At 37.0% G+C, this 14315-nt stretch carries 13 protein-coding genes and 3 tRNA genes; 4 read left to right on the forward strand and 12 right to left on the reverse strand.

The genetic code is table 11. The features are described 5' to 3' along the window. Positions 1–70: 70 nt before the first annotated feature. The 6 genes from SCI76_RS02755 to SCI76_RS02780 all read right to left on the reverse strand — a co-directional run bounded on the left by SCI76_RS02755 (position 71) and on the right by SCI76_RS02780 (position 4231). A complete protein-coding gene (locus tag SCI76_RS02755; RefSeq protein ID WP_028413444.1) occupies positions 71–1471 on the reverse strand; it encodes a Na+/H+ antiporter NhaC family protein in 1401 nt (466 codons plus the stop codon). A gap of 215 nt (positions 1472–1686) precedes the next feature. Continuing rightward, positions 1687–1758 (reverse strand) — tRNA-Gly (locus SCI76_RS02760). Between the two features lie 20 nt (positions 1759–1778). After that, positions 1779–1860, reverse strand: a tRNA-Leu gene (locus SCI76_RS02765). A gap of 26 nt (positions 1861–1886) precedes the next feature. Beyond that, positions 1887–1960, reverse strand: a tRNA-Trp gene (locus SCI76_RS02770). Between the two features lie 240 nt (positions 1961–2200). Then, a complete protein-coding gene (locus tag SCI76_RS02775; protein WP_342836109.1) occupies positions 2201–3595 on the reverse strand; it encodes a phospholipase D family protein in 1395 nt (464 codons plus the stop codon). Positions 3596–3961: 366 nt separating this feature from the next. Beyond that, positions 3962–4231 carry a hypothetical protein gene (locus SCI76_RS02780; RefSeq protein WP_014460213.1) on the reverse strand — a complete coding sequence of 90 codons (270 nt, stop codon included), beginning with the start codon at positions 4229–4231 and terminating at the stop codon, positions 3962–3964. A 296-nt stretch (positions 4232–4527) separates the two neighbouring features. On the opposite strand from SCI76_RS02780, the gene SCI76_RS02785 reads away from it, so the two are divergent. The 4 genes from SCI76_RS02785 to SCI76_RS02800 all read left to right on the forward strand — a co-directional run bounded on the left by SCI76_RS02785 (position 4528) and on the right by SCI76_RS02800 (position 7340). Next, on the forward strand, positions 4528–4713 hold the full coding sequence (locus SCI76_RS02785) for a hypothetical protein (RefSeq protein ID WP_155404478.1): 186 nt from the start codon (positions 4528–4530) through the stop codon (positions 4711–4713). A 22-nt stretch (positions 4714–4735) separates the two neighbouring features. Further along, on the forward strand, positions 4736–5857 hold the full coding sequence (locus tag SCI76_RS02790) for an endospore germination permease (protein ID WP_230683510.1): 1122 nt from the start codon (positions 4736–4738) through the stop codon (positions 5855–5857). 96 nt (positions 5858–5953) lie between these two features. Further along, positions 5954–6187, forward strand: coding sequence for a hypothetical protein (locus SCI76_RS02795; RefSeq protein WP_310884428.1), 234 nt, complete (start codon positions 5954–5956; stop codon positions 6185–6187). A gap of 25 nt (positions 6188–6212) precedes the next feature. Beyond that, positions 6213–7340 carry an endospore germination permease gene (locus SCI76_RS02800; RefSeq protein ID WP_407545019.1) on the forward strand — a complete coding sequence of 376 codons (1128 nt, stop codon included), beginning with the start codon at positions 6213–6215 and terminating at the stop codon, positions 7338–7340. A 25-nt stretch (positions 7341–7365) separates the two neighbouring features. Here SCI76_RS02800 and SCI76_RS02805 read toward each other — a convergent pair whose 3' ends face one another. The 6 genes from SCI76_RS02805 to SCI76_RS02830 all read right to left on the reverse strand — a co-directional run bounded on the left by SCI76_RS02805 (position 7366) and on the right by SCI76_RS02830 (position 14278). Next, entirely contained in the window at positions 7366–8700 is a 1335-nt protein-coding gene (locus SCI76_RS02805) for an FAD-dependent oxidoreductase (protein ID WP_048021024.1), read from the reverse strand. A gap of 241 nt (positions 8701–8941) precedes the next feature. After that, positions 8942–9379, reverse strand: coding sequence for a YrvL family regulatory protein (locus SCI76_RS02810; RefSeq protein ID WP_048021025.1), 438 nt, complete (start codon positions 9377–9379; stop codon positions 8942–8944). A gap of 82 nt (positions 9380–9461) precedes the next feature. Then, positions 9462–11543, reverse strand: a complete 2082-nt coding sequence (locus SCI76_RS02815) for a DNA topoisomerase III (RefSeq protein ID WP_048021026.1) — start codon at positions 11541–11543, stop codon at positions 9462–9464. Positions 11544–11670: 127 nt separating this feature from the next. Next, positions 11671–13323, reverse strand: a complete 1653-nt coding sequence (locus tag SCI76_RS02820; protein WP_221833369.1) for a DUF2339 domain-containing protein — start codon at positions 13321–13323, stop codon at positions 11671–11673. A gap of 173 nt (positions 13324–13496) precedes the next feature. Next, positions 13497–13733 (reverse strand): hypothetical protein, encoded by a 237-nt coding sequence (locus tag SCI76_RS02825; RefSeq protein WP_013056931.1) that lies wholly within the window; start codon positions 13731–13733, stop codon positions 13497–13499. Between the two features lie 101 nt (positions 13734–13834). Beyond that, complete coding sequence (locus tag SCI76_RS02830; RefSeq protein ID WP_407545020.1) at positions 13835–14278, reverse strand: hypothetical protein; 444 nt, start codon at positions 14276–14278, stop codon at positions 13835–13837. Positions 14279–14315 lie beyond the last annotated feature (37 nt).

Here is a 14315-nt window from a genome sequence, read left to right on the forward strand (position 1 = left end):
CATTAGGACTGTATGCATACTTTAAATTAAAAAAAATGAAAAATTGATACTAGACGGCTATTTTTCTCATTCAAAATAAGAAAGATACAACAAGATAGAAAGCAACTGTTATTCCCGCTGCAATTAAAGCTGGCTTTAATTTATACTTGGCATATTCAATAACAGATAAATCTAATATTTTGGCGATGGTATTCGTATCGTCGCTTAAAGGTGAAGAAAACGCTCCAAAGGAACCGCTCGCAAACACCGCACCGATAATTAACGGCAAAGAAAGATCTGCAGAACTTGCAAGCGATACGCCAAGCGGCATTAAAATCCCCCACGTGCCCCAAGCAGATCCGATAAAGTAAGAAATAGCGGCTCCAAAGATAAACATGAACGGAGTGACAAACATTTGAGGAATCCACTTAGAATGTGCCGTCACGAAATTTGAAAAACCTAAGTCTTCTGTAACAGCGGATAATCCCCATACTACCGATAACAACAAAATAACGGACATCAAGTCATTGCCTCCTGTGATAAAACCATTAAGCAAATTCTGTAATGTAAAGCGCTGAAACAAGAAAAAAATGAGCGTAATTAACGTAGTCATAATTAAAGCTACTACCATCGCTTCTAACACGTCTGCTTTAATAAATGCTTCAAAAAAGGTGTGACTCTTACGATGTCCACTCCACCATGTTAAAAGTAAGGTAAGTGAAATCACAACAAGTAAAGGTACTAACAAATTCCAAGGCTTAGAAGGCAAATCCTTCGAGACGCAAGGATGACAATCATGCCAATCTTTTTCGTCTTCTTCCTCGAGCTTCATAGGAGCTGTAGACGTTGAATGATGAAAAAAGCTGAAATAAATCCCTACTAAAATAATCACAATCGAAAAGAAATTATAAGGAATGCTTTGAATAAACAAAGAATAAGCGTCTTGTTTTATGCCTTGATGATCAATTGCCATTTGAATGATTGAGACCATATATCCTACAAATGCCGTTGCCACGGGAATTAAGACGATAACGGGAGTAGCAGTTGTTTCAATAACAAACCCTAGCTCTGCTGTCGTCATTTTCACTTTTTTCAGCAGCGCTCTCATAATGGGCGCGATCGTCACAAAACGAAAGGTGGGAGCACTGAATGTTCCAATGGTTGAAACATAGGTTAAAATAAGAGCTTTTTTTCTTGTATCAATTCTTTCTGCAGCTGTTTCCACAAAACCTTTAACTCCTCCAGCCATCTTAATCATTCCGATAAGCCCTGAAAACGCGTATAAAAAGACAACGATTTCTATATTACTTTTATTTCTAAGAGCTTGTACAACGTAGTGAAGTAACTTTTCAACACCTCCGACAATCGAATGATCAATCAAATAAGCGCCTACTAATAAGCCTAAAAACAAACCTGGCAGCACTTGTTTGGTGAAAATAGCTATTGGAATAACAATTAAAAACGGTATAATTGAAAACCAACTAGATTCCATAGGACTCTCCCCTATCTTAAAAACCATATTAGACGTCTTCACGTATCGTTCATTAGCTTTTAATGTAACCCCAATAATATGTGTATATTCACGAAAACGATACGTATAAGCAGCACTGATTGAATAAACTATTTCTAATTAAAAACAGCATAGTAAAAATCTTTATTTCTACAACAAAAAAAGCAGTTTGCACATGCAAACTGCTTTTGAAAAGAAGCGGAAGACGAGGTTCGAACTCGCGACCCCCACCTTGGCAAGGTGGTGTTCTACCACTGAACTACTTCCGCGCAATATATAAAAGTAAAGATGCGGGTGAAGGGACTTGAACCCCCACGTCATAAGACACTAGATCCTAAGTCTAGCGCGTCTGCCAATTCCGCCACACCCGCGTGTGAATCGAAAAATAACTCCAAAATGGCAGGGGCAGTAGGAATCGAACCCACACTGACGGTTTTGGAGACCGTAGTTCTACCTTTAAACTATGCCCCTAGAAATGACTTCTTCAAAAGAACCTCGTTTATTGACGACGCTATATTATAATAAAACATATATGGAATTTCGTCAATAGGCCTTTTTATGAATCATGACTAGTACTGGCGACTTCAAAAAAAACTGTGAGGCATATCACAGCTTTTCACACTTTCCACCGCCAGTTGCAGCACCTTTTACCCTCTACCATTTATTTTTAGAAGCTTTCTGTAAAAGCCCTTTTTTAGGCAAAGTGCAGAACTATACAAAATGTCTCCAAAATCGCGTGAAGACTGAAAGAATATGGAGGAGTGCAGATTTTACAGGAGGCACGTTTTTTTGAGAATCCGTATTAAAATCCACAGGTTCCCCCTCATTTCCCACAAGCGTACTGTGAGAAATTTTAGTTTCAATAGCCCCTGTTAGCTCGGCTGCAAATTCTTCACTATCTATCATAACCATCGATTCAGTATTTAAAAATACAGAACGTGAATCTAAGTTAAAAGAACCAACTGCACTCAAACGCTGGTCGTAAACAACGGATTTCCCGTGAATGGAATAAGGCTGTTGATATTCATAAAGCTTTGAAGCCGCTTTCATGACGCGATTTTTCACTCCTAAGTATGCAGAAAAAGCCATAGCATTCGGAGTGGACGTAATAGAATTCGTTAAAATAATTCTTCGCACTTTAGATTTTACTGACTTATCTATATACTGTTCCATCTCTTTTGTTGGTACAATATAAGGACTTTGAACGACAATGGATTTTTCAGCTTGCTCGGAAAGCTTAATAAACGTTTTCCATATAAAAGGGCTTTTATTCATTCTTTGAATAGGGTTTGTAATAAAAGAAACCTTTCTTGTAGGCATCGTTGATTCTCTCCATACAATATAAGGATGGACAAAGGGTTCGTTTGCTTTTTTGGCCTCTTCGTATTGATCTATTAACAATTTCTTTCCTGAAAGGCCACGAAATTGTTTAGTTTTCTTGAGCTTTGGAAAAGCTTTGCCCGTATACGGGTGGTTCCATAATTTCTCTACATACTTCTCCATTGAAAGAATGACACTATTACTTTCTTGCTTTGTATTATAAATCAGCACATCACGGTCATAGACAAAATTTTTATCCGGTTGACTGGCCAAGTATTTATCTCCAATATTTCGTCCTCCACTAATACCTAATTGGCCATCGACTACTATTATTTTGTCGTGAAGACGGTTATGCCATGTCCAAGGTTTAAGAATAGTAAAGGGCTCATAGTACTTTAATTCAATATTATTGTGGAAAGCTAGAGCATAAAGAACATTTTTTCTCTTGCCTTTTAGCCCATGAGAGATCCCGTCTAACAGCACTCGAATACGTATACCTCGGTCCGCAGCTTCGAATAAAGCACCCATAAGTAAATCCGACGAACGACCTTTGCCGATGGAAAAGTACGCAATATCGATTGTATGCCTCGCTTCTTGAATCATCTGCATCCGAACAAGCCCTGAAAAATAACCGTTTTCCAAAAGCATAACGCGGTCTGTGGATTCTTTCTTTCCGTAAAAATTCTCAGTATTCATTACTTTTAAGTCTTTTCCCTTGTGCAAAGGGACATAAAACAGTACCACTGCAGTTACGAATACATATATGAAGTACAATACGACAATCATTATTAGTATATTTATTAGCATGTTTCCTGTCACAATCCCTTTCCATTCTCATCGTTCTGTTTTTATTAGGATTCTTACTTTTTTAACTTCTATACCTTTTAAAATAAGAATGGAACGATGGATTATTTGTTACACTACTGTTGACTTCCGTGCAAGCCTTCGCTTCCGCTCCTGCCGGGTCTCACCTATTCTGTTTTCCCTATAGGAGTCTTCGCCTTGCCCTCCAAACAACCGCTAGAAGCCATTATATACACGAAACCTACATTCACTCTGCCAATAAAAAAAGCAGAAGTTCATTATCTTCTGCTTTTGCAATTTATACTCTATTATGAACCTGCTGTAAGTCTAAGTAAAACAGCTACTCTTTTATTGATTAAGGTCGTTTTCCATATCTTTTATGTCTTGCTGAAACTCAGTTAAACGCTGACGCTGTGTTTCAGAAGCATTTTCAAGCGCATTCTCAATTTGCTGAGAGGCTTCGTTCACTTCACCTATCGCTTGCTTCGCTTCATGTCCATACGATGCATCATTTTTAGCTTCATTTGCCTGTTCATATGCATCTACTGCTTCTTTATGCCCCTGCTGTGCTGCTTGAAATGATTGTTGTTTATCTTTGTTATATGGGAATTTTTTCATCATAGTGCTCCTTTCTATTTGTTCACTCTATAGTGTGGCATTTTTCCACTTATTCATACGACGTTTCAATAGCTTGAAGCTGCGTAAATATTTTGCATAACGAATTCCTTTATTATTTAAGAGCATCCAATGATATCTTTTATCCCTTGAAATACTTTCTATATTTTACATAAATGTATAATCACTTTCTTTAGCGGACATCATACGAATAGCTTATTTGAACGTCAAAATATATTGGGGTTGACTGCATGCACTTGTTTCTTTCCTTTTTGATCATTTGTGCAGGGATTATATGGATGGAAATAAAAAGATTACCTCAACCCTCTTATAAAAAGGAACGGAAAATTTTTATTTTATTCATGACAATCAGTATGATGATCGCTCTTGCAAAAATCTTTCGACTGCCTCTACCGAACCCTTCTGATTGGGTAGAAGCAATGTTTCAGCCTTTAAGTCACTTATTATTCCGTTGGATCACTTAATTCGTGTATATGGCAAAAGGATGTGCTCATTTTGCTTAATGAAATCAATATTTCGGCTACTCAATTTCGCAAGCTAGTAACTTTATATAGCATCGGGAGCACAATTATTGTTGTGCCTGCCGCTATTACAGCTGATGCTCATCAAGACGCCTGGATTGCAGCACTTTTCGGTGTAGCATCAGGAATTGGCTTAGTTTTGCTTTTTACCTCACTAGGAAAAATGTTTCCAACGCTTACGCTGATGGAAATGAACGAAAAAATTTTAGGAAAACTGTTTGGAAAGATTGTTTCTGCTGTTTTTGTATTATCCAATTTATTTATCAGCAGTCAAGTTCTTTACTATGTAGGGAATTTTCTCACTACACAAATTCTTCCCTACACGCCGCTTACAGCCATCCACATTGCATTTATGGGTGTGGTTATCGTAGGAGTACGCCTAGGAATAGAAGTTATTGCACGAAGTGCCGAGATTTTATTTCCTTGGTTTGTCGGATTATTCGGACTTCTGATTTTGTCTATGATTCCGCAAATTAAAATAGAGCATATTCAGCCTGTGCTTGAAATACATCCAAAAGCTTTTATTCGTGCTGTTTTAACGTTTTTAAGCATGAGTTCTTTGACTTATACCATTCTTCTTATGATTTTTCCTTCTCATACACCAGACACAAAAAAGTCCACTCAATCTTTTTATATAGGGAATATAGCCGGTGGGCTAGTGATGGTGACGTTAATCTTACTCGGAATTTTAGTACTTAGTCCTTATTACTCCCAAATCACCATGTTTCCAAGCTATGAATTAGGAAGAAGAATTGATGTAGGAAACTTTCTTCAAGGAATTGAAGTAGTCATTGCTATTTTGTGGTTTATTACTCTCTTTTTTAAGCTTTGCATTTACTTTTACGCTACTCTTTTGGGGTTTGCCAATGTATTTCATATAAAGGACTACAAGCTATTTTCTTTTCCAGTCGCACTCATCATGATTACACTTTCCCTTATTGTGTATCCAAGCGTTTCTTATCAAAAAGATTGGGATACAAAAACGTGGATTCCCTACAGCTTAGTTGTAGGCATCTTATATCCGCTTTTCCTTTTAATTGCAGGATTTATTCAAAACAAAAAGCAGCATTCTTCTAACAGCGACTAAAAAATCAAAAACCTTTAATAGAGAATGCACCTTCAGTATAAGTAGTTATTTTTCTGGAAAATATAACATTAATTATTCACGTATAGGAGCTAGTCTATGCTAGGGGTATTGGGGTTACTTATTGTTTGCACGCTCGTCATTTGGTTTGAAGTACCTAACTTACGGCAAAAAAAAGCGAAGAAAGAATTATGGCTATTCTACACAGTTCTTGTAATTGGAATGTCCGTAAGCATCTGTAAAGCACTGGGTTTATATGTTCCAAATCCTTCTGATTTATCAGCTGCTATCTTCAGGCCAATCAGCATATTTTTACTTCATTTATTATCTTAATACGTAAGACGAGGAAGTGAACACCGTGAAACCTGTAGTTAAAATTTCAACGATTCAATTTCGCATGCTCGTCATGCTTTATACAATTGGAAGCACAATTGTTATTGCTCCAGCGTCTATGACTATTGATTCTAAGCAAACTGCTTGGATTCCCTCTATCCTCGGAGTAGCATGCGGATTTGTATTAGTGAAAGTATATATTGCTCTCGGACTTTTATTTGAAGATAAAAATCTGGTAGAAATCAATGATGTAGTATTTGGAAAATATCTAGGAAAAGGTGTATCTTGTTTATTTGTCATATCTACTGTCATAACGTGCAGCCGTATTGTATACTACGTCGGGAGTTTTTTAAATACCCATATTATGATGGAAACGCCGCTGCTTGCTATTCACATTATTTTTATGCTTGTGGTTGTTTTCGGGGCAAGACTCGGGCTAGAAACAATTGCACGCTGCTGTGAAATCTTTTTCCCGTGGTTTGTTGGCCTTCTCGGGATTTTTATTTTTTCACTAACTCCTCAAATGAAACTTGAAAATCTTATGCCTTTAATGGACATTCACTTAAAGCCGCTGACTCATTCGGTTCTTATCTTTCTTAGCATTACTTATTTTACTTTTGCTCCTTTGATGATGATTTTCCCCCTTCATTTAAGAAAACCTGAAAAAGGAGCTAAAGCTTTAATGAGCGGCAGCCCGCTAGGTGGATTTATTATGGTAATTGTTATTTTTTCTTGTATAATCGTTATTGGTTCTTATCATTCTTCAACTACCATGTTTCCTGTATATGAAATGGCTAAGCGAATTGAGGTGGGAAATTTTTTGCAAGGAATCGAGGTAATTATTGCTATTATATGGTTTCTTACTCTTTTCTTTAAGGTTTCTCTTTATTTTCATGCTTCCATCGCTGGACTTTGTCATATTTTTAACATCAATGAAACTCGATTTCTAACGTTACCGATGGGATTAATTGTTACGACTTTTTCCATTATTGTGTACCCAACCATTACCTATCAAAAAACATGGTTAGCCGAAACGTGGATTCCCTATAGTTTTTTGCTAGGAGCTTTATATCCTTTTATTCTTCTTATCATAGGATGGATCCGTTTTAAACCTGCTAAAATAAAAATAAAAAAGATAATAAAATCCACATAAAAAAAGCAGGTAGTCACCTGCTTTTTTATTCTTGAAGCGCTTGAAGCCCTGCTTGGTTTAAGAAATGCCAAGGCTTATTAAAGTGGGGTTGAAAGAAAAAGTCCATAAAGCCAAGCTCATCGATCGTCATTTCCTGCTGTACGCATACAGACAATGTATTAATTGCTTGAGTAGCATCAATTTTAGAAATAACCTGTGCACCTACAATTCGTCTCGTTTCTTCTTCATATACTACTTTTAACGTAATATTTTCGTACGTTGGCATGAATTCTGGTCGGTTATTTTCTGATATTGTGATACTTTTCACATTCATATCAAAAAGAGAAGCCGCTGTTTCAGTTATGCCGGTAGATGCAACATTGTAATCATAAATATGCAACCCTGATGTTCCTTGTGTTCCCATATACTTAATCGTCGGTTTAACAAGGTTTTGAGCTACTAATGTTCCCATTCTAACCGCATTTGTAGCAAGCGGAATATAGGCATGTTTCTTAATCGGATTGTAGTAAATCGCACAGCTATCTCCGGCCGCAAATATATCTTTTTTGCTTGTTTGCATATATTCATCAACCACAATTGCGCCGTTTGGAAGCATGTCTACCTGCCCTTTTACTAAGTCTGTGTTTGGACGAAAGCCAACACACAAAATAACAAGATCCGCTTCATATTCACCTGCAGTTGTCACTACTTTTTCAACAGATCCATCGCTGCCTGCAAATTTAGTAACCGCTTGGTTTAATGCTAATGTGACTCCGCGCTTTTTAAATTCAGTTTCCATCAAGCTTGTAAACTCTGGATCAAGATATTTATTTAAAATACGATCAGCACTATCAATGAACGTGACTTCTTTTCCATACACTTCAAAGGCTTCTACTAATTCTGCACCAATATAACCCGCACCAATTACGGCAATTTTTTTTGCTTGTTTTGCTTTTTCAATAATGTGATTAGCATGCTGATAGTTTTTACAAAGCACAACATTATTTAAATCGATGCCTTCAAGGTTTGGAATAATCGGCCATGATCCAGTTGTCATCACTAATTTATCAAATGTATCTTCAAATTCTTCGTTTGTTTCTAAGTTTCGCACCGCTACTTTTTTGTCTTCTGTATCAATATTCGTCACTTCATGTTTCATTTTCATATTTACACCCATCTCTTGCAATTCAGACGGTGAAGAGTAAAATAAACCATTTGCATCTTTCACGACCCCGCCTACATAGAGCGCAATTCCACAAGACAAAAATGAAACATTATCATTTCGCTCATAAACTGTAATTTTAGCTTCTGGATAAAGTTCTGCCATATTTTTTACTGCTGCTGTTCCTGCATGTGTACACCCTACTACTGCAATTTTCATAGATGATATCCCCCTTAGGATTATAGAAAATACGATATTGTGAAGTTATTCACATATATTGTGAAATATTTCACATATCTTTTACAATTCTTATTATACAAACATGTTTGTTCTTTTTCAAGAGATATGTGAAAAAAATCACATACTTTTTTTAAAAAATATGTTACAGAGTTCTTTAAATAGCATTGAAGCTTGATATGATGCGCTTTTTTTGTTGATGCGCTGCTGATGAACAATTTCATCAGCTTGTTTTTTTACGTAGAAACTCACTATCCAATGCACTCTCTAACAAAAAAAATAAACCGGATAAAATAATCATCGCTAAAATAGATACACGGATTCCGCTTACAAGCAAGTCTGCTATATAAACCGATAGAAAAGTAAAAAATATGTCCACAAAAGCTGCAGATGCTACAAATAATACTCTGTTCATCCTAGCATTCTTCATTAAAAAAATAAGCGCCTTTGAAAAAAGCTCTGTGATAGAGCCAAACACAAAAATAAAAAATAGAAATAAACATATGGCCCAGTAAGAGTCATACTCCACTCCCATCACTCTAAGGAAGCCTATAAAACCAAAAAAGTAGCTTCCCATTAAGATAGCTAAAATGATTAGTACCATCGTTCCTACTATAAAGAACGCGATTAACCGATTCATTCCCCTGCTTTTTCTTTTCATTGTTCCACGCCACCTTGCTTACTCATCACTTAATCCATATTATACCAAAAAAAGTGCGATACCATGGTATCGCACTTCTACTTTACTTATCTTTTTTATCTTGAAGAGCTTGTTTTAAAGCATCTCCCAAGCTTGAACCAAATGCTCCGTCATCGTTGTATTTGTTAAGAAGCTTTCGTTCTTCTCGTTTTGAAATCTTTTTCTTTTTGTCCTCGGCTTTTTCCACTACTTGACATGAACGGCATTGGAAGTACGTACCTGCTTTTCCTGAATGAATTTCCATTCGTTTATGACACTGCGGACAGCGTCGGTTCGATAGTTTAGGGTCTTTTGCGCGTCTATAGCTGCACTCAAGGCTTGAACAAACGAGCACTCTTCCTTGCTTTGTTTTCTTTTCTTTTAAGAACGAACCGCATTCCGGACATTTAGAGCCCGTTAAATTATGAGGTTTGTACGTTTGATTACTTGTTTTTACTTGCTTGACAAGCTTTTCTGTTTGTTCGCGAATATTCGTTAAAAACTCTTTTGCATTTCCTTTTCCTTTAGCAATTGCTTCTAAGTCACGTTCCCATTTAGCCGTAAGCTCAGGAGACTTTAACTCGTCTGCTACTAAGTCAATCAGCTGCTTTCCTTTTTTTGTTGCGTGCAGACGGTTATTTTGGCGATCAATGGATTCGTTTTGCAGAAGTTTTTCAATAATATCTGCGCGTGTTGCCGGCGTACCTAAGTTGTGTTTTTCCATTTGTCCAAGAAGATCGGCTTCTGTATAGCGCTGCGGCGGCTCTGTAAATGCACTTTTCATCGTTACATTTTGAATGAGTAGCTTGCTGCCTTCTTTCATATCAGGCAGCTTCACCGTTGCTTCTGAGTCTCCACCAGAAATTTTTTTGAAGCCTGCATTCACGACTTGCTTTCCGCTCGCTACCAACAGTTCCCCGTTTACTTCAAGCTCTGCTTTAACCACTTCATACTCATATGCAGGATAAAACAATGAAATAAATCGCTTTGCAATTAAGTCATACAGCTTTCGTTCATCAGCTGATAAGTCCTGTAAAAACACAGGCTGATCCGTTACGATAATCGCATGGTGATCACTTACTTTTTCATTATTAACCACTCGCTTTGGCAGCTGTGCATTTTTTAAAATTGGACGAACTTCTTCTTTATATACAGCAGAGATGCTTTCCAAGCGCTCTTTCATAGTGGAAACCATATCTGTTGTTAAATAACGAGAATCTGTACGTGGATACGTGACTAACTTATGCTGTTCATATAACTTTTGAAGTACATTCAATGTCTTCTTAGCAGAGAAGTTAAAGCGTTTGTTAGCGTCGCGCTGCAGTTCATTTAAGTCATAAGGAAGCGGCTGCGCTTCTTTATGCATTTTACGCTTGATTGTTTTCACAACTGCTTCACCTGATAATTTTGAATGCAGCTCTTTTGCACGTTTTTCATCAAAAATGCGCTTTTCATTACCCTTTTGCCAAGCTGCTTCAAACGACGAAAACTGAGCTGTAAGCGTCCAATATTCACTAGGTTTGAATGTGTTAATTACTTGTTCACGCTCAATTATCATCGCAAGCGTCGGTGTTTGTACACGTCCCGCTGATAATGGTTCTTCGTATTTAGTCGTTAACGCTCTCGTTACGTTTAAACCGATAAGCCAATCGGCTTCTGAACGGCAAACCGCTGAATCATACAAGCGATTAAATTCTTTTCCTGGTTTTAACTGTTTAAACCCGTCACGAATTGCTTTATCCGTTTGAGACGAAATCCAAAGGCGTTTAAACGGCTTGTTCCAGCGTACCTTTTCCATAATCCAACGTGCTACAAGCTCTCCTTCACGCCCTGCATCAGTCGCAATAATTAACTCTCCAATATCCTTTCTTTTTGCTAAATCAGATACTGTGCGAAACTGAGAGCTTACTTTACGAATTACTTTTAGTTTCATTTTCTCAGGCATAATTGGCAGATCTTCTAATCGCCACGTTTTATATTGGTTATCATAATCCTCTGGTGTTTGTAATTCAACTAAATGGCCGAGTGCCCATGTTACGACATACTTTGGCCCTTCAATATACCCTTTTTTTGTTTGTGTGCTGCCAAGCACGCGCGCAAGATCACGTGCTACACTTGGCTTTTCTGCTAATACAAGTGATTTCATTTTATGTATACCTCCAATTCACTTGTTCCATTATACATGATTGGATACCTTTTGTACGACTTCAAGGCTAAGTTTACATAATCATATTATAATAAAGAAAGCTGAAGAATTTCTCTTCAGCTTTTAGCTACTTCTTTTTATAAAATAGGCGCGAAATAATTAAACCGATGGCTCCTAAGACGATAAATAGTAAGGCACGTATAGCCATTGGAATAAAAGGTAAATCATATAAAACAAGTTTGAAAAGTGTTAAAAATAACAGGCCGACACCGATATACGTGGCTGTTTTAAAGGTTCGAAGTAATCCTATTACGAATGCAGCAATGGCCAAACATAGCCAAACAGCCGTCATAATAAGCGTTTGCGTATTAGCGGAAAGATCATTGGTGCCAGCGGCCGTCACTTCCGTTGCAAAAATTAAAGAAAGAATAGAAAAAACAATACTTCCTCCAATTTTGAACGTATCGTGCTCATCTTTTTCTGTTTTTTGAATACTGATCCATACAAATACTAGAATAGAAGCTAACACAACAACCCAATTTAATGTCGGAAGAGACAGCACTTGTTCGATTGGTGTAACTAAGATATACGTGGCACTCAGTATATAAATCGTATAAGAAAACAGTTGATGAAGTAGATTTTTATACGTCATGGCGATATAGTAAACAGCAAGTCCTTGAATCACATATAAAATGACTCCTTCTCTTAAATCGACGAGCTGATGAATAAAAAACGCTACTGCAACAATTAAATAGGTAATAAAAAATTCAAATTTCTCTTTAGAACTTCTTACTGTGTAAACACCTAATGCGTAAATAATAACTAGCGCAAGCAGCACCATGGTGGTCATGCCATCGTCAAAAACGGCAAGCAGCCAGCCGTACGTAACTGCTAAACTCGATAGAAGGGTAAACGCATATAATTGGAGTACGGATTGTGATAGAAAAAAGCTAGAAATTAAGCATAAATGCTGAATCAGAATCGCCATACCTAATAACGCTTTTACACCATTATCACCAACAAACGAGTAATAAATGAGTAGCGTAAGATTTAATAGTACCGCGGAAAGAACATATAAAATTGAATATTTTTGTTTGATTGCCACATATAAAAAGGCAATATACAGAAACGTTTCATAGCCAATGAAAACCAGAGCATTAGGCGAATTACTTTCAATAAGAAAAGGAACTAGTACGCCTCCAACCGCGCTAATAATCCCTAATGCCTGTGAACGATAAAAGACTGTTGCTGCAATTCCTAAGATGATCCAACTCGCATTTAGCATAAAAGCAAGCGTTGGTCCTGCTAAATGATATAGGCTATGCATCGCAAACGTCGTTAACATGAGAATAGGAATAGCTCCTCCTACAAGTACTTGCCCGAGCACCAGCCTACCCTTTTTGATTTGGAAATGACCTGTCACAGCAAAACCTATCGAAACAACGAAACCGAGAACAACTTTTGCTTTTTCATTCATTAATCCATAGTCAGAGGCTGCTTTAAATCCCCATAGCACGCCAATAATAAATACGAAAATAAAAATTCTCGGCAGCCATGTTTGAAAAAGGACTTTTTCCCAATCAACAGGCTCTTCTATTGCCTGTGAGCTTTTAGCTGCTGTTTGAGCAGGACGTTTAGTCGTCTCCTCGCGCTGTTTGGGAGGAGCGTGAACTGCTGGTCTTGGAGAATTTGTTTTATATACAAGCGACTTTAGCTTGGCTACGTCTTCTTCTAAACTGCTTATTTTTCGTTCAAGCTCTTCTATTCTTTCGTTTTCCATATTTCCTCACCCTTTCTCTTTAAAGTATTTGTGATTTTTATATGTATACCTTACAACACTTAACTATTATACCATTAAAAGGAATATTACTTAGAAACATTCTATTTTTAGCAAAAAAAAATACAGCGCCCTTTTCAAAAGAAAAGTTCGTTGTATAGGATGTGCTGCCTTTTTTATGTCACTTTCTCGCTGTATGTACTGTGAAATCCCGCTTCGATGTGGGCTACTTGAAAGCTATGATGACCAATTAAATATTTAACAATATCCACACGGTCAATTTTACCTGGCTTATTGTTCATTGCTTCTCGCACCATAGATTGAAATGTTTCTTTGCAAAACTTCTTTTCATGAAGCAGAATCGTTTCACAATACTCTTCATGGTCTCCCTCTGAAATACGATAATAATGCATTTCTTTCACCCCTTTTTAATGTTATACCTATTACATACCCCAAATATTGCTATTTTAACAAATTAATTTTATTATTCTTTATTTTTCCATTTATATATAATTTACAGCGCAACGTTTCGAAACTCATCGTTATAAATGCTAATTTGAAGACGCTGAGAAAAACGTTCTTCTTCAATGTAGGTCTCGGGCATTAATCCAACAGGATATACCCTCGGGTTTTCACCACTTCCTAATATGTATACATACATCTTTCCTTCGCTTGTATATCGAACTTTCGTCGAAATACCTCCTTGCCCTTGAAGAGGCGCATAAACCGCTCTTACATTATCTCTAATTTCTTGTACAAATCCATGTAGTTCAACATCCGAATCGTAATAGTGGTTTGCTTCATACAAGCCGTAAATACGAGACTTATCGATATCACATAATATGTTCCAAAATTCAGATAAACCTTCTTGGAACAACACTTGAATAAAATTTCGTGCAGCTTCTTGCTGTTCTTTTGTTAATTCTTTTGTTAGCGCAAACTCTTCATTTTTTAACATCTCAGTCACCTCCCTTATGTATGTAATACGACAAGAG

The sequence above is a fragment of the Priestia sp. HNGD-A6 genome, assembly GCF_045784335.1.
Lineage (GTDB): Bacteria > Bacillota > Bacilli > Bacillales > Bacillaceae_H > Priestia > Priestia zanthoxyli.